Raw genomic sequence first — 20182 nt, 5'->3', positions numbered from 1 at the left:
GGACAAAAAATGAGTCGCCCGAATTTTACAAAGTAGGTGGAGGATTTGAAGCTTTTAATCAAAGCACCAGCGAAAATCAATCTTTCGCTTGATGTTTTATATAAGCGGCCGGATGGATATCATGAAGTTGAAATGGTTATGACCACGATTGATTTAGCTGATCGAGTTGAGTTGAGTCTTCTTAATGAGGATCTCATAAAAATCTATTCCCATAACCGTTTTGTTCCAGATGATCAGCGGAACTTGGCATACCAGGCTGCTTTCTTATTAAAAGAACGGTTCGATGTAAAGCAAGGAGTAGCCATCGCCATTGAAAAAACAATTCCTGTTGCTGCAGGACTTGCAGGTGGTAGCAGCGATGCAGCGGCAACATTGCGGGGCTTAAATAAACTTTGGGGCCTTGGTCTCTCCTTAGATGAGTTAGCTGACCTCGGCTCAGAAATAGGTTCGGATGTGTCTTTTTGTGTATACGGAGGAACAGCGTTGGCTACTGGAAGAGGAGAGGTCATTCATGAACTGCCAGCACCGCCAACATGCTGGGTTGTATTAGCGAAGCCATTTATCGGTGTTTCAACAGCAGAAGTTTATCGTCAACTTCAATTAGGAAAGGTAAAGCATCCTCACACAAAAAAAATGATCGAAGCAATAAAAGAAAATGATTTTAGTAAAGTTTGCCAGAATGTTGGCAATGTACTAGAGGATGTAACCCTTAAGCTTCACCCAGAAGTGGCTTTAATTAAAGACCAGATGAAGCGGTTTGGCGCTGACGCAGTCTTAATGAGCGGTAGTGGTCCAACTGTTTTCAGCCTTGTAGAGCATGATTCCCGTATGCACCGCGTCTATAACGGATTGAGAGGCTTTTGCGATCAAGTATTTGCTGTTCGGATGTTGGGGGAAAGACATATTAACGAATAATTTAGGAAATTCTTGATTAAATCCGTACAATAATGATATATTAATTATATATTATTCGGATTTTTGGAGGTTCGTGAATGAAGTTTAGGCGAAGTGAACGGTTAATTGATATGACAAATTATTTACTCGAACATCCTCGCGAACTAGTCCCCCTTACATATTTCGCTGAGAAGTATGGATCAGCTAAGTCTTCGATTAGTGAGGACTTAGGTATCATTAAAGAAACCTTTGAAAAACAAGGAATTGGGGTCTTACAAACTGTTCCAGGAGCGGCAGGGGGTGTGAGATTTCATATTTATGTTGGCGAAGAGCAAGCATTGGCATTAGGTGAACAACTATGCGACATTATTGCAAGTCCTAATCGGTTATTGCCTGGTGGTTATTTATATATGAATGACATTTTGGGCGACCCAACGCTTGTTCGAAATGTTGGTCGGCTGATGGCTTCTGCCTATGGAAATGCTCAGATTGATGCGGTGATGACGGTAGCGACAAAAGGGATTCCACTCGCTCATGCGGTTGCCGGATACTTAAATGTTCCGGTCGTGATTGTTCGAAGAGATCCTAAGGTAACAGAGGGCTCAACGGTTAGTATTAATTATGTTTCAGGCTCTACAAAACGTATTCAAACGATGGTGCTATCGAAAAGAAGCCTTGCCAAGGGATCGCGTGTGTTAATTGTCGATGACTTTATGAAGGCTGGAGGCACAATCAACGGGATGGTCGATTTGTTGCGGGAATTCGATGCCACTGTCTCTGGTATTGCCGTTCTTGTCGAGGCAAAGGAAACAGAGGAAAGGCTTGTCGATGATTATATTTCCCTTATCCGTCTTTCAAATGTTGATGTGAAAGACAAAAAAATTAGTGTAACGAAAGGGAATTATTTTAGCAAAACAAAATAAGAGGGGTGGATTAGAATGAAAATTGTACAAACAAACGGGGCTCCAGCTGCTATTGGACCTTATTCTCAAGGAATCGTTGTGAATAATTTGTTTTTTAGTTCCGGACAAATTCCACTTACGGCCGATGGTGAGTTAGTTGATGGGGGTATAAAAGAGCAAACGCACCAAGTTTTTAAAAACTTAACTGCGGTGCTTGAAGAAGCCGGAGCTTCTTTAAATACAGTTGTAAAGGCAACTGTATTTATAAAAAATATGGATGATTTCTCACTTGTTAATGAAGTGTATGGAGAATATTTTAATTCGCATAAACCGGCACGTTCATGTGTGGAAGTGGCTAGGTTGCCAAAAGATGTTCTTGTTGAAATCGAAGTAATTGCGCTCGTTAAATAAACGAGTGCTTTTATTTTGTCTAAAAATGTTTATATTGGTAGTAATTGTATATAATCAATAAAGTCATCAAACCATTTACCTACTAATTCCTCACCCTTTGTATAATTAAAAAGAATCTACACATTTTTCTTAATTATTTTTTACAAAAAGAAGGAAATTGCAAGTGGTTGTTGAATAAGTAATCAAGGATTTAAACAAAACTAAAGGTGGTGAGAGGAATGGAAGTAACTGACGTAAGATTGCGCCGTGTAAATACAGAGGGACGGATGAGAGCAATTGCTTCTATCACGCTAGATAATGAGTTTGTCGTACACGATATTCGTGTAATCGATGGCAACAATGGATTGTTTGTGGCGATGCCAAGTAAGCGCACTCCTGATGGGGAGTTTCGTGATATTGCTCATCCAATCAACTCTGGTACACGCGGGAAAATTCAAGATGCTGTCTTAGCTGAATATCATCGTTTAGGTGAATTAGAAGTTGAATTTGAGGAAGCTGGAGCTTCATAAAAAAAAAGCAAATAATCAAACAACAGGGCCTACTTCATAGTAAGGCTCTTTTTACATTCCCTTTCTATATACCCCGTCCAATTTTGTTTAAACCACTTTTTTCCTCTTTATATATTTTTTCTATAAATTATTTAAATATTGGATACTTCGGCTGGTATGGTTGAAATGATTCGGTTTTTAGTATATATTTTTTATGGATAAAAAGGTAAATTGGAGGCCTGTGGATGTCAAACCGTTATGCGATTATTTTAGCTGCTGGACAGGGAACGCGAATGAAGTCAAAGCTTTATAAAGTTCTCCATCCTGTTTGTGGAAAACCGATGGTACAGCATGTGATCGACCAAGTGAAAAGTATTAATATAAATGAAATCGTGACAATTGTCGGTCATGGTGCTGAAAAAGTAAAAGCAGAACTTGGCGAATCAAGCCGATATGCGATACAAGCAGAACAGCTTGGTACGGCTCATGCAGTATTACAATCGAAGGAAATGCTAGCGGAGATGTCAGGGACGACAATTGTTGTGTGTGGTGATACTCCGTTAGTAAAGAGCGAGACAATGGAAAAGCTATTTCGCCATCATGAAGATACAGGAGCAAAAGCGACTATTTTAACTGCACGTGCAGAAGATCCAACTGGATATGGTCGAATTATTCGGAGTGAGCAAGGCTTTGTAGAGAAAATTGTTGAACATAAAGATGCGTCGGAAGCGGAATTAAAGATTAACGAAATTAACACTGGTACATATTGTTTCGATAATCAAGCGCTATTTGCAGCACTTGATGATGTTGGAAATGACAATGTGCAAGGCGAATATTACCTGCCAGATGTGATAGAAATCCTTAAAAAACAAGGTGAAATCGTGTCAGCATATGTAACGGAACACTTTGAAGAAACAATGGGAGTGAATGATCGTGTCGCATTAGCAGAAGCAGAGCGGATTATGAGAAAAAGGCTTAATGAGATGCATATGCGAAACGGCGTTACTTTAATTGACCCAGCAAATACTTATATTGGAGCAGATGTCGAAATCGGTTCTGATACAGTTATTTATCCGGGCACTGTCCTTTCCGGTGGAACAGTAATTGGAAACGATTGCGCAATTGGCCCAAATAGTGAAATTCACGATTGTAAAATTGGCGATGGAACGGTCATTCGTCAATCGGCTGCTTTTGACAGTGAGATTGGTTCACATGTTGCAATTGGTCCATATGCTCATATTCGACCTCAGTCAACGATTGGCGACGAGGTGAAAATCGGTAACTTTGTTGAGATTAAAAAGGCTGTTTTCGGAAAAGGAAGCAAAGCTTCCCATTTAAGCTATATTGGTGATACTGAAGTAGGAAGCAATGTGAATATTGGTTGTGGTTCAATTACGGTTAATTATGACGGGAAAAATAAATATTTAACAAAAATTGAAGATGATGCATTCATTGGTTGTAACTCCAATTTAGTCGCTCCGGTTACTGTCGGTAAAGGTGCATATGTAGCAGCGGGCTCAACGATTACAGAGGATGTGCCAGGAAATGGGCTTGCGATTGCCCGCGCGCGCCAGGTAAACAAGGAAAATTACACCCAGAAATTAAATTATAAGAAATAATCTGGAGGTTCCATAATGACAAATCAATATTTAGATCCAAATTTAAAAGTATTTACGCTTAATTCGAATAAACCATTGGCAGAAGAAATTGCAAAAGTCATCGGTGTCGAACTAGGGAAGTGCTCTGTTACTAGATTTAGTGATGGGGAAATCCAAATTAATATCGAAGAAAGTATTCGCGGTTGTGATGTTTACGTCATTCAGTCGACAAGTACTCCAGTAAATGAAAATATTATGGAACTATTAATTATGATTGATGCCTTAAAGCGTGCATCTGCAAAAACAATCAATCTTGTTATCCCTTATTATGGTTATGCCCGTCAAGACCGGAAAGCAAGGGCACGTGAGCCGATTACATCGAAGTTAGTGGCAAACCTATTAGAAACGGCTGGGGCTACTCGTGTCATTACCCTTGATTTACACGCACCGCAAATTCAAGGTTTTTTTGATATTCCAACTGATCAGCTCCTAGGTGTACCGATTTTAGCTGATTATTTTAGCAATCGAGAATTTAAAGGGGATATCGTTATCGTTTCCCCAGATCATGGAGGCGTAACAAGAACAAGGAAAATGGCTGAACGCTTAAAAGCCCCAATTGCAATTATTGATAAGCGTCGACCAAAACCAAATGTCGCTGAAATTATGAATATCGTTGGGAATATTGAAGGTAAAACGGCAATTTTAATCGATGATATTATTGATACTGCTGGGACGATAACATTAGCGGCTAATGCGCTTGTTGAAAATGGAGCTGTTGAAGTGCTTGCATGCTGTACGCATCCGGTGCTGTCTGGTCCAGCGATTGAACGAATTCAAAACTCACAAATTAAAGAACTCGTTGTCACAAATACAATTGCATTGCCAGAAGAGAAAAAGATCGATAAAATCGTTGAATTATCGGTCGCACCACTGATTGGTGAAGCAATCATTCGTGTACATGAAGAGCAATCTGTTAGTACATTATTCGACTAATGGTACTCCACTTCTCAAACTGTACGTTTAGGTTCTTCCCTTTTTGGGCATTTTTTAAATGAATGTCTAAATTTGCAATTTGGAAGGGGACGTATGAATGAGTGCGATTTTAAAAGCGAATACACGTACTGAAAAGCAAAAATCAAGCTTGCAAAGATTGCGTGCGGAAGGAAATATTCCAGCTGTCATTTATGGAAAGAAAGTGGAGAGTAAGCCTGTTTATATTAACGGCGGTGAATTTATTAAAACCATTCGTGAAGTTGGCAGGAATGGAGTGATTTCCCTTGATATTGATGGGGACAAGACGGATGTTATGTTAAGTGATTATCAACAAGACTCCATTAAGGGGGATATCCTTCATGCTGATTTTCTTGCTGTTGATATGAGGTCAGCGATAAATGCGATGGTCAGACTTACTCTTGTTGGCGAAGCAGCTGGTGTAAAAGATGGCGGCGTTATGCAGCAAGCTGTACATGAACTGTCGGTTACGGCAACACCGGCAGATATTCCGCAAGCGATTGAGTTAGATGTGACGAACCTTGAAGTGAATGAAAATTTAACAGTAGCCGATTTGAAGACGATGGCTTCTGGCTATGAAGTAAATGACGAAGAATCGCTCGTTCTCGTTACGATTCTTCCGCCAAAACAAGAAGAAGAAATTAATTCTGGAGAACAGCAAGAAGAAGGGCCTCCAGAAAATGAAGAAGGCAGAGAAACAGAACCAAGCGAAAGCTAGAAGAATAGACGTGACCTCTAGGGTTGCGTCTATTGATGTTTTTCGAGTAGGTGGGATGCAGAAATGAAGTTAATAGTAGGGTTAGGAAACCCAGGCAAACAATATGAAAAAACAAGGCATAATATTGGGTTCGAGGTCATTGATGTTTTATCTGAACGATTCGAAATTCCGTTAAGCCAAGCAAAGTTTAAAGGGATCTTTGGGGCAGGCTTCGTTAAGGGAGAGAAGGTTATTCTCTTGAAACCGTTAACGTATATGAACCTATCAGGCGAGGCGGTAGGGGCAGTGATGAATTATTATGACATTGAGCTAAAAAATCTGCTTGTCATTTATGATGAACTTGATTTACCAACAGGTCGCATCCGACTGCGTCAAAAAGGGAGTGCTGGTGGACATAATGGGATGAAGTCAATTATTTCTCATACGGGGTCCCAAGAGTTTAAGCGAATTCGCGTAGGCATTAGCCGACCGCAAAATGGGATGTCGATTTCTGACTATGTGCTCGGACGATTTTCACAGGAAGAGCAACTCGACATGCAAGAAGCGGTTAAAAATGCAGCTGACGCATGTGAATCATGGTTTGATATGTCATTTCTCCAAGTGATGAATAAATATAATCAATCATAGAATGGAAACATGTTGATAAAATCCGTTCTGAATAAGTTCCTCCAAAAAGGTAAATAATATAATTACAAAACGTGCATTTTTAGGAGGGACAGACATGGCTATGCATTATTATTGCCGCCATTGTGGAATAAGTATAGGGAAGATAGACAAAGTCGATGTTCATAGTGAAAGTCTCGGTTTCCATAAGCTGACAGACGAAGAACGTCATGATATGATAAACTATGAACAGAATGGTGACATTCATATAAAGTCAATCTGTGAAGATTGTCAGGAATCACTTGAAAGGAATCCAAACTATCATGCGAATGATTATTTGATTCACTGACACGCTTTGGATTAGGGGTCCAAAGCATTTTTCTGTTTACATCTATTGACTGCCGTCTATTTTGTAAGCTAGATAAATTCTAGCTCCAGTGCCCAATAAAGGCCTGGAGCATTTCTTAGTGAGGGAGAGGTTGGGATGCAAGGGCTGAAAGCTCTTTTTAATCAACAAGATGACCTTCATTCAGTTATTTCAGGTATGGAGGAAGGTCTTAAAGAACAACTTGTAGCTGGCCTGTCCGGCTCAGCAAGAAACGTGTTTCTATCAACTATTTATGAAAATACGAACCAGTCTGTACTCGTTATTACACATAATTTATTACAAGCTCAAAAATTATATGATGATTTAGTCGGGTTAGTAGGGGAAAATGAAGTTTATCTATACCCGGCCAACGAATTAATTGCTGCAGAATTAAGTGTATCTTCGCCCGAATTAAAGGCACAACGGATTGAGGCGTTAAATCAGCTTGCTAGTAAAAGAAACAGCATTGTGATTGCACCTGTGGCAGGGCTAAGAAAAATACAGTCTCCTAAACAGCTGTGGGCGCGTTTTCAAATTCACTTTACTGTGGGGCAAGAAATTGATGTTGATACAATCTTGACTCAATTTGTTGATATGGGGTATGTACGGTCTGATATGGTCTCAGCGCCAGGGGAATTTAGTGTTCGCGGCGGAATCATCGATATTTACCCGTTAACAGCTAATGATCCGTACCGCATTGAACTTTTTGATACAGAGGTTGACTCAATACGGACATTTTCTCTCGAAGATCAACGTTCGAAAGATAAGTTGAATACAGTGTTAATTGGACCAGCAACAGAAATTCTTATCGAGCCAGCCCATATTGAAAAATTGATTGAAGGTTTAGAAACAGGTCTGGCTAAAAGTTTAAACAAATTAAAGGATGAAAAAGCCAAAAACCAACTTATTCAAAATATTGGGTTTGAGCTTGAACAGCTTAAAAATGGTCAAAAACCAGATCAATTATTTAAATACTTATCGATTGCATATGAAAAACCTCAAAGTTTGCTAGATTACTTGCCCGAAAAAGGATTTATTTTTATTGATGAAATCAGTCGTGTTCAGGAAATGAATGACTCTTTAAATAAAGACGAAGCCGAGTGGTATACAAGCCTGCTTGGAGAAGGGCAAATCATTCATGATCTGCACGTATCTCACAGCTCATCAGATCTTTTACACAAGACAGTACATCCAATTATTTACACAAGTTTATTTTTAAGGCATGTTCCTAATACAAATCCACAAAATATTCTCAATATTTCTTGTAAGCCGATGCAAAATTTTCATGGGCAAATCAATGTTCTGAAAGCTGAAATAGAGCGGTGGAAAAAAAGCCATTATACAATCATTTTTCTTGGTGCAGACGGTGAACGGACTCAGAAAATCGAACGAGTCCTAGAGGATTATGAAATCGATGCGATTTCCGTCCAAGATAAAAAATCAATACTGGCTGAAAAAGCACAAATTATTGAGGGAAGTTTGAATACCGGCTTTGAAATGCCGATTCAAAAGCTTGCGGTTATTACAGAGGAAGAGCTTTTTAATAAAAAAACGAAAAGACAAAAACGCAGACAGAAATTATCAAATGCGGAACGGATTAAAAGTTATTCTGAGTTAAAAGTTGGCGATCATGTTGTCCATGTAAACCACGGGATAGGGAAATATTTAGGAATTGAGACACTCGTTATTAATGGCGTACACAAAGATTATCTTCATATCCGTTACCAAGGAACGGACAAACTTTATGTTCCTGTCGAGCAAATCGATCTTATTCAAAAGTACGTAGGTTCCGAGGGGAAAGATCCAAAGATCTATAAACTTGGTGGAAACGACTGGAAACGGGTTAAAAGTAAGGTGCAATCATCGGTAGAAGATATTGCCGACGATTTGATCAAACTATATGCCGAGAGAGAGGCAAGCAAAGGCTATGCATACTCACCAGATGGAGATATGCAAAGGGAGTTTGAGACATCCTTCCGATATGAAGAGACTGAAGACCAGCTTCGTTCGATTCATGAAATCAAAAAGGATATGGAAAACGAACGCCCAATGGATCGTTTACTCTGTGGAGATGTTGGCTATGGGAAGACAGAGGTAGCAATCAGAGCTGCTTTTAAAGCGATTGCCGATGGGAAACAAGTCGCGCTTCTTGTTCCGACTACGATTTTGGCACAACAACATTACGAAACAATTCGTGAGAGATTCCAAGACTATCCAATTAATATTGGTTTGTTGAGTAGATTCCGCTCGAAAAAACAGCAAAATGAGACGCTTAAAGGGCTGAAAGCAGGGACCGTGGATATTGTTATAGGTACCCACCGTTTATTATCGAAGGATATCACTTATCGTGATCTTGGCTTATTGATTATTGATGAGGAACAAAGGTTTGGCGTTACGCATAAAGAGAAAATTAAGAAACTAAAAACAAATGTTGATGTTCTAACGTTGACAGCAACACCCATTCCGCGAACGCTTCATATGTCGATGCTCGGGGTCCGAGACTTGTCTGTGATTGAAACTCCGCCGGAAAATCGTTTTCCAGTTCAAACGTATGTAATGGAGTATAACGGTGGGCTCGTTCGTGAGGCGATTGAGCGTGAATTAGCGAGGGAAGGCCAAGTTTATTTCTTATATAATCGCGTCGAAGATATCGAAAGAAAAGCAGAAGAAATCTCGATGCTTGTCCCAGATGCAAGGGTGACATATGCTCATGGGAAAATGACAGAAAATGAATTAGAGTCTGTTATGCTTGGATTTTTAGAGGGAGAATATGATGTCCTTGTGAGCACAACGATTATTGAAACAGGGGTCGATATTCCTAACGTAAATACATTAATCGTTTATGATGCTGATAAAATGGGATTATCTCAACTTTATCAGTTGAGAGGACGTGTCGGGCGTTCCAACCGAATCGCTTATGCGTACTTCACTTATCGGAAGGATAAAGTGCTGACGGAAGTAGCGGAAAAGCGGCTTCAAGCGATTAAAGAGTTTACAGAGTTAGGTTCCGGTTTTAAAATCGCGATGCGGGACTTGTCCATCCGCGGTGCCGGTAATTTATTAGGAGCCGAGCAGCATGGGTTCATTGATTCAGTCGGATTTGATTTGTATTCACAGATGTTGAAGGAAGCGATCGAAGAAAGAAGACCAGAGGTTGAACAAAAACGCCAGCCGACGGTTGAAATTGATTTGCAAATGGATGCTTATATTCCTGATGCCTATATTGCTGATGGTCACCAAAAAATTGAAATGTATAAACGTTTCCGCGGACTCATCACTTTAAACGACATGGAAGAGTTACAAGAAGAAATGATTGATCGTTATGGTGCTTACCCGGTCGAGGTAGTTAATCTCTTCAAGGTCGCTGAATTAAAAATTTATGCTGAGATGGCCGGTGTAGAAACAGTAAAGCAAACAAAACAGGAAATTACTATTTTAGTATCAGATGTAGGGACAGCGCGAATTGACGGTCAAAAGGTATTTCAAATTAGTAGTCAATATCGAAAAAGTGTCGGTTTAGGAATGGATGGCCAAAAGCTAAAGATTGTCGTTCACACGAGAGGATTAAATAAAGACGAGTGGTTTAACATTACGTTTGAAATGGTAAAAGGGCTTCACGATTCAGTAAAAGAAGAGGAGAACTCTGTATCTTAATGATGACGCACATGCCTAAATTTCATCCAACAGGTTTCAATTCGCCAAAACGCGGGTAAATCATATGTAAAGCTAACTGGTATGATTATCCTTTTTTGGAATTTATATAAGCAATGAGAAATTATTCTTGGATGTATAGAACTTTCCAGATGAAAGATACTAAGTTCAATCATGGTAATGGTGGATAAATTAAAGGGTTCAACCATCATTGTCCAAAACAATCATCAGATGAAAGTGAGGCAACGTTGGATGAAAGCAACTGGTATTGTTCGTCGTATCGATGATTTAGGTCGTGTCGTAATTCCGAAGGAAATTCGTAGGACACTTCGTATTCGTGAAGGTGACCCATTAGAAATTTTTGTTGACCGTGATGGAGAAGTCATATTAAAGAAATACTCCCCAATTAGTGAATTAGGTGACTTTGCTAAGGAATACGCAGAAGCACTGTATGACAGTTTAGGCAACCCAGTCCTTATTTGTGACCGAGACACCTATATTGCAATCGCTGGTGGTTCTAAAAAAGAATATCTAAATAAAAATATAAGTGATCTCGTTGAGAAGGCGATGGAGGAACGATCTTCCGTTTTGATGAACCAACAAGGGTCAGTCGCCTTAGTTGAAGGAATTGATGATGAAATCTCTGCGTATACAATTGGACCGATTATTGCAAATGGGGATCCAATCGGAGCAGTAATTATTTCCTCGAAAGAGGGTTCGTTAGGAGAAGTAGAACAAAAAGCGGTTGAAACCGCTGCTGGTTTTCTCGCACGTCAAATGGAGCAATAAGCAAAAGGCAACCTTTTTGGTTGCCTTTTGCTTATTCAGGCAGACAAACAAACCTGGTTGTCATCTTCTTTTCATGATTTAGTGTGGTATAATACATTCGATTATGAATTGGAAGGAGTTGGGCAATGAAGCCCGATAGAGAATCACAACTATTATTTAGAGGTGCCTTCATATTAACTTGTGCAGCGATTGTAACAAAAATTTTAAGCGCAATTTACCGAGTTCCCTTTCAAAATATTGTTGGGGATGTCGGCTTTTACATATACCAACAAGTTTACCCATTTTATGGGATGATGCTAATCCTTGCAACCCAAGGATTCCCAGTCGTCATTTCAAAATTATATAAAGAACAGCTTTCGCAAGGGAATGAACAGAAAGGGGCAAAAGTTTTAGCCATCTCTTTCTTTTTTTTACTTTTCTTCAGCTGTAGCCTTTTTCTGTTCTTTTATTTCGGAGCAGATTGGATTGCCTCAATTATGGGAGATGAGCAACTTAGTTCTTTGTTTCGAGTTGTCGCAATTCCATTTTTAATCTTGCCGTTTACTGCCAGTTTGAGGGGGTACTTTCAAGGGAGAGGCAATATGATTCCGACTGCCATTTCTCAAGTTGGTGAACAGCTTGTTCGTGTGATAACGATTATCCTTCTTTCGTATGTATTGCTGGAGGCAGGCTATTCTCTTTATACAGCAGGAAGTGGAGCTGTCTTTGGCGCAGTGACTGGCGGATTAGTTGGTTTATCGACTTTGACGTTCTTTTTTTTAAGGAAAGCAGATGTTCGCTTTGCTAAAGAAGATCGAGGATTGAATTTATTTAGAGGGGCAGGTCCTGTTTTAAAATTGCTGATTATTCAAGGATTTGCAATTAGTATCAGCAGTATGGTTCTAATTCTCATGCAGCTGGCAGATGCCTTAAACCTTTATAATTTGTTAATAGCAACCGGAATAGAGGAAAATGTCGCAAAGATTTCTAAAGGGGTTTTTGACCGCGGCCAACCACTTATCCAACTTGGGACCGTCGTTGCTACTTCGATGGCATTATCAATTGTACCGGCAATCTCGGGAAGGAAACAAAAAGAAGAAATCATCATTGATGTCCGAATTGCTCTGCAAGTAAGTCTTATCGTGGGTGCGGCTGCTGCAGTCGGATTATTCAGCATCATTGAACCGACAAATAGAATGCTGTTTGAAAACAATGAAGGGTCCGCTGTTCTCGCCATTTTAAGCATCGCTATCTTCCCTGTATCGATGCTGATTACGATTTCCGGAGTATTTCAAGGGATGGACAACCCGATTTATCCAGCCTATATGATTGCTGCTAGTTTCGCATTGAAATACGGATTGAACGTACTTCTCGTTCCTCTCTATGGAACGAAAGGTGCAGCAATTGCCACATTAATTGCCCTTTCTATCGTTCTATTACTTATGATCAGAAAGCTTCGACAAACGATGCAGCAACAGGTTTTATCCCTTCTATTTATAGGGAAAGTGCTAATTGTTTCAGGAATTATGGGGGTTTTTCTCCATTTTTATTTGGCAGTTACAGATTATGCTATAAATTTATGGCTACCAGGGAGGTTAGGGGCTTCTATGCAGGCATTATCTGCAGTCGCCTTAGGGGCTATTCTCTATTTAGTCACAGTTATTAAATTGAAATTGTTGCGGGAGTATGAATTACTCATGCTTCCATTTGGAAGCAAGCTGTTATTTTTGCTGCCGCAAAAGACAGGAGACGATCGATGATGAATAAAATACTTGTCCTTGGTCTAGGAGCTGGGGATTTGAATCAAATTCCTTATGGGGTTTATAAAAGTTTAACAAAGGAAAAGACGGTTTATTTGCGGACGAAGGAACATCCTGTCGTCTCACAGCTTGAAGCAGAGGGATTTCACTTTTCTTCTTTTGATTCGATTTATGAACAAAATGACGAGTTTTCCGCCGTTTATGAGAAAATCTGTGAAACGCTGTTGGAAAAGGCGTCCACCGAAACAAAAATCATTTATGCTGTGCCAGGACATCCGCTAGTCGCCGAAAAAACGGTGCAGCTTTTATTGGAAAGGGCACCAAAATATAAAGTTGAGATTGAAATAGGCGGTGGCCAAAGCTTTTTAGATGCGGCTTTTCAAGCATTAAAGATTGATCCAATCGAAGGATTCCAACTATTGGATGCTACCGATTTATCACGGGAGATGGTACGGCTCAATACCCATATGCTTATCGGTCAAGTATATGATCGTTTTGTTGCCTCTGAAGTTAAATTGACGTTAATGGAGAAATTTCCAGATGAATATAAAATTGCGATTGTCACCGCGGCTGGGAGTGAAAGGGAATCGATTAAATGGATCCCTTTGTATGAACTAGACCGCGAAGTCGAGGTCGACAATTTAACGACGGTCTATGTTCCACCGGCAAATGAGGATTCGATTCTTTATCGTGAATTTTCAACTCTTCGTCAAATCATTGCAACGTTAAGAGGACCGAATGGCTGTCCTTGGGATAAAAAACAAACCCATGCGTCATTGAAAAAGTATTTGATTGAGGAGTCATATGAGTTAATCGAAGCGATTAATGAAGAAGATATTGATCATATCATAGAAGAACTGGGCGATGTTCTCCTCCAAGTGATGCTACACGCACAAATTGGTGAAGACGATGCGTATTTTACGATTGACGATGTGATTGCGGGAATCTCAGAAAAAATGGTAAGGCGCCATCCTCATGTATTTGGAACATTTGTAGCTGAAGATGAAGAGGCTGTTTTAAAAAATTGGCAAATAATCAAACAGCAGGAAAAGGGGGAAGAGAAACAATCACTGTTGGAAGGGGTTGGCAAAGGGTTGCCTAATTTACTAAAGGCAGTCGAGCTCCAAAAGGAAGCGGCTAAAGTTGGGTTTGACTGGGGTGACATTACCCCAATCCTTGAGAAGGTGCAGGAAGAGTTCGCTGAGTTTCAAGAGGCGATGCAGGAAAAGTCTCGGGAAGAAATGGAACTTGAATTCGGTGATTTGTTGTTTGCACTTGTCAATGTAGCTAGACATGAGAAAATTAATCCAGAAGAGGCGTTACTTCGAACAAATCAGAAGTTTAGCCGCCGTTTTCGGTATATTGAGGAAAAGGTAGCCGAGGCAGGGCGACCATTTACTGATTTCACGCTCGAGGAGCTTGACGCTTTCTGGGTCGAAGCAAAGGAAAAAGGCAAATAGGAGATGAAAATATGCGGTTAGATAAATTTTTAAAAGTATCGAGGTTAATTAAAAGAAGAACATTGGCAAAGGAAGTTTCCGATCAAGGCAGAATTTCTGTCAATGGACAACCTGCTAAGGCGAGTACGAATGTAAAAGTAGGAGATGAGTTGTCAATCCGCTTCGGGCAAAGAATGGTTACAGTAAAAATTGAGCGGATCCAAGAAAATACCCGTAAAGAAGAAGCGGCAGAGATGTATACAATTATAAAGGAAGAACGCCTTTCTGAATCGGAGTGATAGGCTTGTTCTAATTTCAATCCTCCAATCATACATATGTACAAACCGTGTATAACGCGATTGTGAGGGATTAATATGAGCCAGTATTTTGAACAAAATCAACAAAAAAATAATGTACCTGACCATGATGTGATCATGAGAGGCAGACGAACACTTGAAATCTCTGGAGTTAAGCAGGTAGAAAGCTTTGATAATGAAGAGTTTTTGCTTGAAACTGTGATGGGATTTCTCGCGATTAAGGGTCAAAATTTGCAAATGAAGAATTTAGATGTCGACAAAGGGATTGTTTCGATTAAAGGGAAGGTTTTTGATCTAGTGTATTTAGATGAGCAGCATGGGGAGAAGGCTAAAGGGTTCTTTAGCAAGCTGTTCAAATGACACTTACAACCCAATTCCTTACGATGATTGCAATGATAGGAATGGGGAGTCTTTTTGGGGCGATGCTTGATACGTATAATCGATTTTTACAGCGCCAACGGAGGAAAACATGGATTGTTTTTATTAACGATTTGCTATTCTGGATTCTTCAAGGGCTTTCCATTTTCTATGTTTTGTTTTTAGTGAATGAAGGCGAGGTGCGAATTTACATCTTCCTTGCTTTACTGTGTGGATTCGCTGCCTATCAAAGCCTGATTAAGCGTTTATATTTAAAATGCTTGGAGTGGATGATTTCTTTCGTCATTTCCACGTACAAGCTGATAGTAAAAATCGTCATCGTTTTAATTATTAAACCTGTGCGTTCTCTTCTGTTAACAATTCTTTCTTTGCTCATTATTTTTGGAAAAGGACTTCTCACGATTTTAAAAGCGTTGTTATTGACTTTATGGTGGGTTTTAAAAGTAGTGTGGAAACCAATTAAATGGCTTTTATTAATTTTATGGAGACTTTTGCCGAAAAGGGTGAAAAATACCGTCGAGAAATTATATAATAAAATGGCAGGATTTAACGATAAAATCCAGAAATACACTACTAAATTTATAAACAAGTTAAAATCAATTAAAAATAATAAAAAATAAGGGAGGACTGCGAGGAATATGAGCGCCATAAGGAAACGAACGATTGCTAAACTTGAAAATGAGTATATACAACAGAGGAAGAACGAAGGAATTGCAAAAACGAGAAAGCAAAAACGGTTATATAGGCGCCTCGCAGTCTTCTTTGTCTTTGCGGTATTTATGACAGTGATTATGTTAACGACGTTTATTTCGCAAACGGCTGCATTAGAAGAAAAGCAGCAAATAATGGAAGAACGTGAACAGGAATTGGCTGAATTACAAAAACGGCATGCATATCTTGAGAATGAAATCTCCAAATTAAACGATGAGGAGTATATTGCCAAATTGGCTAGAAGGGATTATTTCTTGTCACAAGAAGGAGAAATCATTTTTAGTTTACCGGAGGGAAAATAAGAAATACAGTAGAATGAGTGGCTTATTGACACCCTTTTTCGAAATTCGGTATAATATAAAGTAAGTTTGATTTTTTATACTTTTAAGGAGGAAAATTCTTTTTATGTCAATCGAAGTAGGCAGCAAGTTGCAGGGGAAAGTAACCGGTATTACGAATTTCGGAGCGTTTGTGGAGCTGCCGGAAGGATCAACAGGGCTTGTCCATATTAGTGAGGTTGCCGACAATTACGTCAAGGACATTAATGATCATTTAAAGGTCGGCCAACAAGTCGAAGTAAAAGTAATTAATGTTGAAAAGGATGGAAAAATCGGTCTCTCGATTAAAAAGGCAGTGGATAAACCTGAAAGGCCTGCTAAGCCAGATTCAAAGCCATACTCAAAGCCATACTCACAGCGTCCGCGCCATAATAAAGCAAATGATAATCGTAACACCACCCGTCCGGAAAATTTTGAAACAAAAATGGCAAAGTTTTTAAAGGATAGTGAAGACCGCTTGTCATCTTTGAAGCGCAATACTGAATCAAAACGAGGAGGTAGAGGGGCGAAAAGAGGATAACTTGCTGCTGACTAATATATACGAAACAAAGGCATTTCGCCTTTTTAAGACAAGTCAACTGACTTGTCTTTTGTTTTTACGCAATCTATTAAGCTAGAAAAAGCACTGATACAATAGAAATCAGTGCTTTTTCCTTTTCTTTTTGTGATGACCCCTACGGGATTCGAACCCGTGTTACCGCCGTGAAAGGGCGGTGTCTTAACCGCTTGACCAAGGGGCCATGAATTAGCTGCGGCGCCTAGGGACTCGGGGTTATAAGCCAATCCGGACAAGAAGGTTAAAGAACAACCTTCTCGCCGGCTCGTCTTATGCCTGTCGTCCCTGATCAAGGCGCCTCCGCATCCAAGATTGTCCAGCTACGGCTCCTAGCGACTAGTGTCCTTCGCTCTCCTCCCTACGATAAGTCAACATCGAATCGCTAACGCTCTTCGTGTTTCCTTTATCTCAGTCGAAGCGCTCCAGGCCATACGTCGCTAAACAGTCGCCTTCGCATCCAAGTATAGCGGCGGAGGGGATCGAACCCCCGACCTTACGGGTATGAACCGTACGCTCTAGCCAGCTGAGCTACACCGCCAAGAATTTCGTGTGTAATTAAAACACAAGATTCATAATACCGAGATATTCCCATCCTGTCAATGAAAAAACAAAAGAATTATGTTGTCTTTTCAGCACATATACAGTCGAACGAAAATAGAATGCTTGTCCTTCATTTTGACAAAATTTTAGCGATTCATTTTTTATAATGAAAAGCAACGATAAAAAGGCAAGGAGTGTTATAAATGCAAAATGTAGAAAGGACGACTATGATGAAGCCTGCAAGTGAAGTCAATCTTGCTAAACAGAGATTTGATTTCTCCAAACTGTTAGGGAAAATTCAGACAGCCTTTGATCTATTCTTCTTTAAGAAAGGCTATATCTTTTTATTTATTGGTTTCCTTTTAGGCAGGGCATTAATTTTAGCAAAACTAACGCCTTTTAGTTTACCATTCTTTGCAGCCGTCTTTCTAATCCGAAGAGACCGTGCACCGCTTGCCCTCCTAGGATTAGTGGCTGGGTCAGCGACGTTAGCCCTTTCAGAAGCTGCTTTTACATTTGGAACAATTCTTATATTTATATTATTGTATCGTCTTGTTGAAAATTGGGTGAAAAGTGATTTAAAAGCACTGCCCCTCGTTGTTTTTTTGACAATCGCATTGATGGAGCTATCAAGAAGTTTCTTTATTAATAGCCAATTAACTGTTTTTGATTGGGCAATGGTTGGAACGGAAGCGGGATTAGGCCTAATTCTTACCTTAATCTTCTTACAGGGAATTCCGCTAATGACGATTAGCAAACGAAAGCAGTCATTAAAAACAGAAGAAATTGTTTGCCTCATTATTATGCTCGCTTCGATTATGACTGGGACGATTGGTTGGAGCATTTATGATGTTTCCGTTGAACACACATTGGCTCGCTATATGGTATTGTTATTTGCCTTTGTTGCTGGGGCGACGGTTGGATCTACTGTTGGGGTCGTAACTGGCTTGATTTTTAGTCTCGCTAGTTTATCAAGTTTTTCTCATTTAAGTTTGCTCGCCTTTGCAGGGCTTTTGGGCGGGTTATTAAAAGAGGGGAGAAAGATTGGCGTTTCTGTCGGACTTCTCCTTGCAACCTTGTTAATCGGAATGTATGGGGAAACAGGCGAACCGTTAAGTAAAATGATGCTTGAGTCTTCGGTAGCGGTTCTATTGTTTCTACTAACTCCGAGTATCCTTACGTCAAAAATAGCTAAACATATCCCAGGTACATCAGAATATTCAGCCGAACAACAGCATTATATGCGGAAAATGCGTGATGTAACGGCTAGACGGGTGGCGCAATTTTCAAATGTATTTCAGGCGCTTTCAAATAGTTTCTCAACCATTGAACAGGAAGAAATTCGAGATGAACCCGATCGCGACCTTGATTATTTCCTGAGCAATGTTACTGAAAAAACATGTCAAACTTGTTTTAAAAAGGATCATTGTTGGGCCCGGAACTTTAATACAACCTATGAACATATGAGCAATATTATGCATGAAATGGATCAAAACGGGACGATTTCGCTGCAATTGTCGCGTGAATGGGATAAACATTGTACACGTTCAAAAAAAGTGTTGGAAATTATCCAGCATCAATTAACATTTTATCAGGCTAACCGGAAATTAAAAAAGCAGGTCCAGGAAAGCCGAAAACTTGTTGCAGAACAATTATTAGGTGTATCAGAAGTGATGGAGGATTTTGCTAAGGAGATTCAAAGAGAACGAGAAAATCATCATAAACAAGAGGAGCAAATCTTAAATGCGCTTCAGGAATTTGGCATTGAAATTGAACAAGTCGAAATCTTTAGCCTCGAACAAGGAAATGTTGATATAGATATGACCATTCCTTTTTGTGGGGGACATGGTGAGTGCGAGAAATTAATTGCACCAATGCTTTCAGATATTCTTGGTGAAACGATTCTTGTTAGCGCTGAGGAATGCGCAAAAACTCCTAATGGTTTTTGTCAGGTAACATTCCGCTCAGCAAAGGCCTTTAAAGTTAATACGGGGGTAGCGCATGCCGCTAAAGATGGGGACTTAATTTCTGGAGATAGCTTTTCGACAATTGAATTAGGAAGCAGGAAATTTGCGATTGCGATTAGTGATGGTATGGGTAATGGCGAACGAGCTCATTCGGAAAGTCAAGAAACATTAAAACTATTGCAAAAAATCCTTCAGTCTGGGATTGATGAGAAAGTAGCGATTAAATCAGTGAACTCGATTCTTTCTTTAAGAACGACGGACGAGATTTTTTCCACTTTAGATTTGGCGATGATTGATCTAAAAGATGCTTCGTCTCGCTTTTTAAAAATTGGCTCCACTCCTAGTTTTATAAAAAGAGGAAATAAAATTATTAAAGTACAAGCAAGTAATTTACCGATGGGGATCCTCCATGATTTTGAAGTTGATGTCGTTAGTGAGCAATTAAAGGCTGGTGATTTGCTCGTTATGATGAGTGACGGCGTTTTTGAAGGACCGAAACATGTAGAAAACTATGATCTATGGATGAAAAGGAAAATAGCTGAACTAGAAACGGATGACCCGCAAGCAATTGCTGATTTAATCATGGAAGAAGTGATCCGTTCGAGGTCAGGATTAATCGAAGACGATATGACCGTTGTCGTAGCAAAAATTGACCATAATATTCCGAAATGGGCATCAATTCCTGTACAAAACCTCCGAAAGCAGGCATAACTGTTAAATCCTTTGCCAAAGCAGATTATGTATATTTTTTCCCTTCTGTGTCGA

At 39.7% G+C, this 20182-nt stretch carries 19 protein-coding genes and 2 tRNA genes; 19 read left to right on the top strand and 2 right to left on the bottom strand.

Going from position 1 to position 20182, the window contains the following annotated elements; genetic code table 11:
* Nucleotides 1-36 precede the first annotated feature (36 nt).
* From ispE to GNT69_RS24110, 18 genes are all read left to right on the top strand, one after another.
* On the top strand, nucleotides 37-915 hold the full coding sequence (gene ispE, locus GNT69_RS24195) for a 4-(cytidine 5'-diphospho)-2-C-methyl-D-erythritol kinase (protein ID WP_481747704.1): 879 nt from the start codon (nucleotides 37-39) through the stop codon (nucleotides 913-915).
* Between the two features lie 77 nt (nucleotides 916-992).
* Nucleotides 993-1817 (top strand): pur operon repressor, encoded by an 825-nt coding sequence (purR, locus tag GNT69_RS24190; RefSeq protein WP_203557555.1) that lies wholly within the window; start codon nucleotides 993-995, stop codon nucleotides 1815-1817.
* A gap of 15 nt (nucleotides 1818-1832) precedes the next feature.
* Nucleotides 1833-2207, top strand: coding sequence for a RidA family protein (locus GNT69_RS24185; RefSeq protein WP_203557554.1), 375 nt, complete (start codon nucleotides 1833-1835; stop codon nucleotides 2205-2207).
* A gap of 218 nt (nucleotides 2208-2425) precedes the next feature.
* Complete coding sequence (gene spoVG, locus GNT69_RS24180) at nucleotides 2426-2716, top strand: septation regulator SpoVG (RefSeq protein ID WP_110114672.1); 291 nt, start codon at nucleotides 2426-2428, stop codon at nucleotides 2714-2716.
* Nucleotides 2717-2940: 224 nt separating this feature from the next.
* A complete protein-coding gene (gene glmU, locus GNT69_RS24175) occupies nucleotides 2941-4314 on the top strand; it encodes a bifunctional UDP-N-acetylglucosamine diphosphorylase/glucosamine-1-phosphate N-acetyltransferase GlmU (RefSeq protein WP_203557553.1) in 1374 nt (457 codons plus the stop codon).
* Nucleotides 4315-4329: 15 nt separating this feature from the next.
* Entirely contained in the window at nucleotides 4330-5286 is a 957-nt protein-coding gene (locus GNT69_RS24170) for a ribose-phosphate diphosphokinase (RefSeq protein ID WP_203557552.1), read from the top strand.
* A 97-nt stretch (nucleotides 5287-5383) separates the two neighbouring features.
* Nucleotides 5384-6022 carry a 50S ribosomal protein L25/general stress protein Ctc gene (locus GNT69_RS24165; protein WP_203557551.1) on the top strand — a complete coding sequence of 213 codons (639 nt, stop codon included), beginning with the start codon at nucleotides 5384-5386 and terminating at the stop codon, nucleotides 6020-6022.
* Between the two features lie 63 nt (nucleotides 6023-6085).
* Nucleotides 6086-6649, top strand: a complete 564-nt coding sequence (gene pth / locus GNT69_RS24160) for an aminoacyl-tRNA hydrolase (protein WP_203557550.1) — start codon at nucleotides 6086-6088, stop codon at nucleotides 6647-6649.
* Between the two features lie 94 nt (nucleotides 6650-6743).
* Entirely contained in the window at nucleotides 6744-6974 is a 231-nt protein-coding gene (fin, locus tag GNT69_RS24155) for an anti-sigma-F factor Fin (RefSeq protein WP_203557549.1), read from the top strand.
* Nucleotides 6975-7109: 135 nt separating this feature from the next.
* Nucleotides 7110-10646, top strand: coding sequence for a transcription-repair coupling factor (mfd, locus tag GNT69_RS24150; RefSeq protein WP_203557548.1), 3537 nt, complete (start codon nucleotides 7110-7112; stop codon nucleotides 10644-10646).
* A gap of 249 nt (nucleotides 10647-10895) precedes the next feature.
* Entirely contained in the window at nucleotides 10896-11432 is a 537-nt protein-coding gene (spoVT, locus tag GNT69_RS24145) for a stage V sporulation protein T (protein ID WP_203557547.1), read from the top strand.
* Nucleotides 11433-11557: 125 nt separating this feature from the next.
* Complete coding sequence (locus tag GNT69_RS24140; protein WP_203557546.1) at nucleotides 11558-13171, top strand: putative polysaccharide biosynthesis protein; 1614 nt, start codon at nucleotides 11558-11560, stop codon at nucleotides 13169-13171.
* Nucleotides 13168-14631, top strand: a complete 1464-nt coding sequence (yabN, locus tag GNT69_RS24135; protein ID WP_203557545.1) for a bifunctional methyltransferase/pyrophosphohydrolase YabN — start codon at nucleotides 13168-13170, stop codon at nucleotides 14629-14631. The genes GNT69_RS24140 and yabN overlap by 4 nt, the downstream gene beginning before the upstream one ends.
* 11 nt (nucleotides 14632-14642) lie before the next feature.
* Nucleotides 14643-14909: an RNA-binding S4 domain-containing protein gene (locus GNT69_RS24130; protein ID WP_203557544.1), complete on the top strand. Its 267-nt coding sequence runs from the start codon at nucleotides 14643-14645 to the stop codon at nucleotides 14907-14909.
* Nucleotides 14910-14984: 75 nt separating this feature from the next.
* Complete coding sequence (gene yabP / locus GNT69_RS24125) at nucleotides 14985-15287, top strand: sporulation protein YabP (RefSeq protein ID WP_203557543.1); 303 nt, start codon at nucleotides 14985-14987, stop codon at nucleotides 15285-15287.
* Entirely contained in the window at nucleotides 15284-15925 is a 642-nt protein-coding gene (gene yabQ, locus GNT69_RS24120) for a spore cortex biosynthesis protein YabQ (RefSeq protein ID WP_203557542.1), read from the top strand. Before yabP ends, yabQ begins: the two co-directional genes overlap by 4 nt.
* A gap of 18 nt (nucleotides 15926-15943) precedes the next feature.
* The gene (locus tag GNT69_RS24115) at nucleotides 15944-16318 is read left to right on the top strand and encodes an FtsB family cell division protein (RefSeq protein ID WP_203557541.1); all 375 of its coding nucleotides are present in this window, start codon (nucleotides 15944-15946) and stop codon (nucleotides 16316-16318) included.
* Nucleotides 16319-16421: 103 nt separating this feature from the next.
* Nucleotides 16422-16874: a S1 domain-containing RNA-binding protein gene (locus GNT69_RS24110; protein ID WP_203557540.1), complete on the top strand. Its 453-nt coding sequence runs from the start codon at nucleotides 16422-16424 to the stop codon at nucleotides 16872-16874.
* Nucleotides 16875-17022: 148 nt separating this feature from the next.
* On the opposite strand, the gene GNT69_RS24105 is transcribed toward GNT69_RS24110, so the two are convergent.
* Nucleotides 17023-17094: transfer RNA gene (locus GNT69_RS24105), tRNA-Glu, on the bottom strand.
* 280 nt (nucleotides 17095-17374) lie between these two features.
* Nucleotides 17375-17448 (bottom strand) — tRNA-Met (locus GNT69_RS24100).
* A 205-nt stretch (nucleotides 17449-17653) separates the two neighbouring features.
* On the opposite strand from GNT69_RS24100, the gene spoIIE reads away from it, so the two are divergent.
* The gene (spoIIE, locus tag GNT69_RS24095) at nucleotides 17654-20128 is read left to right on the top strand and encodes a stage II sporulation protein E (protein ID WP_203557539.1); all 2475 of its coding nucleotides are present in this window, start codon (nucleotides 17654-17656) and stop codon (nucleotides 20126-20128) included.
* Nucleotides 20129-20182 lie beyond the last annotated feature (54 nt).

It is taken from the genome of Bacillus sp. B15-48, from assembly GCF_016879755.1.
Classification (GTDB): domain Bacteria; phylum Bacillota; class Bacilli; order Bacillales; family Cytobacillaceae; genus Mesobacillus_B.
The sequence above is the reverse complement of the archived record's forward strand: the minus strand, read 5'-3'. Positions and strand labels throughout refer to the sequence as shown.

Coding starts and splice junctions, on each gene's coding strand:
- glmU (WP_203557553.1), top strand. CDS start 2,941: ATGTCAAACCGTTATGCGATTATTTTAGCTGCTGGACAGGGAACGCGA.
- GNT69_RS24140 (WP_203557546.1), top strand. CDS start 11,558: ATGAAGCCCGATAGAGAATCACAACTATTATTTAGAGGTGCCTTCATA.
- spoVT (WP_203557547.1), top strand. CDS start 10,896: ATGAAAGCAACTGGTATTGTTCGTCGTATCGATGATTTAGGTCGTGTC.
- yabP (WP_203557543.1), top strand. CDS start 14,985: ATGAGCCAGTATTTTGAACAAAATCAACAAAAAAATAATGTACCTGAC.
- GNT69_RS24185 (WP_203557554.1), top strand. CDS start 1,833: ATGAAAATTGTACAAACAAACGGGGCTCCAGCTGCTATTGGACCTTAT.
- purR (WP_203557555.1), top strand. CDS start 993: ATGAAGTTTAGGCGAAGTGAACGGTTAATTGATATGACAAATTATTTA.
- yabQ (WP_203557542.1), top strand. CDS start 15,284: ATGACACTTACAACCCAATTCCTTACGATGATTGCAATGATAGGAATG.
- GNT69_RS24115 (WP_203557541.1), top strand. CDS start 15,944: ATGAGCGCCATAAGGAAACGAACGATTGCTAAACTTGAAAATGAGTAT.
- fin (WP_203557549.1), top strand. CDS start 6,744: ATGGCTATGCATTATTATTGCCGCCATTGTGGAATAAGTATAGGGAAG.
- yabN (WP_203557545.1), top strand. CDS start 13,168: ATGATGAATAAAATACTTGTCCTTGGTCTAGGAGCTGGGGATTTGAAT.
- spoIIE (WP_203557539.1), top strand. CDS start 17,654: ATGCAAAATGTAGAAAGGACGACTATGATGAAGCCTGCAAGTGAAGTC.
- pth (WP_203557550.1), top strand. CDS start 6,086: ATGAAGTTAATAGTAGGGTTAGGAAACCCAGGCAAACAATATGAAAAA.
- spoVG (WP_110114672.1), top strand. CDS start 2,426: ATGGAAGTAACTGACGTAAGATTGCGCCGTGTAAATACAGAGGGACGG.
- GNT69_RS24110 (WP_203557540.1), top strand. CDS start 16,422: ATGTCAATCGAAGTAGGCAGCAAGTTGCAGGGGAAAGTAACCGGTATT.
- GNT69_RS24170 (WP_203557552.1), top strand. CDS start 4,330: ATGACAAATCAATATTTAGATCCAAATTTAAAAGTATTTACGCTTAAT.
- GNT69_RS24165 (WP_203557551.1), top strand. CDS start 5,384: ATGAGTGCGATTTTAAAAGCGAATACACGTACTGAAAAGCAAAAATCA.
- mfd (WP_203557548.1), top strand. CDS start 7,110: ATGCAAGGGCTGAAAGCTCTTTTTAATCAACAAGATGACCTTCATTCA.
- GNT69_RS24130 (WP_203557544.1), top strand. CDS start 14,643: ATGCGGTTAGATAAATTTTTAAAAGTATCGAGGTTAATTAAAAGAAGA.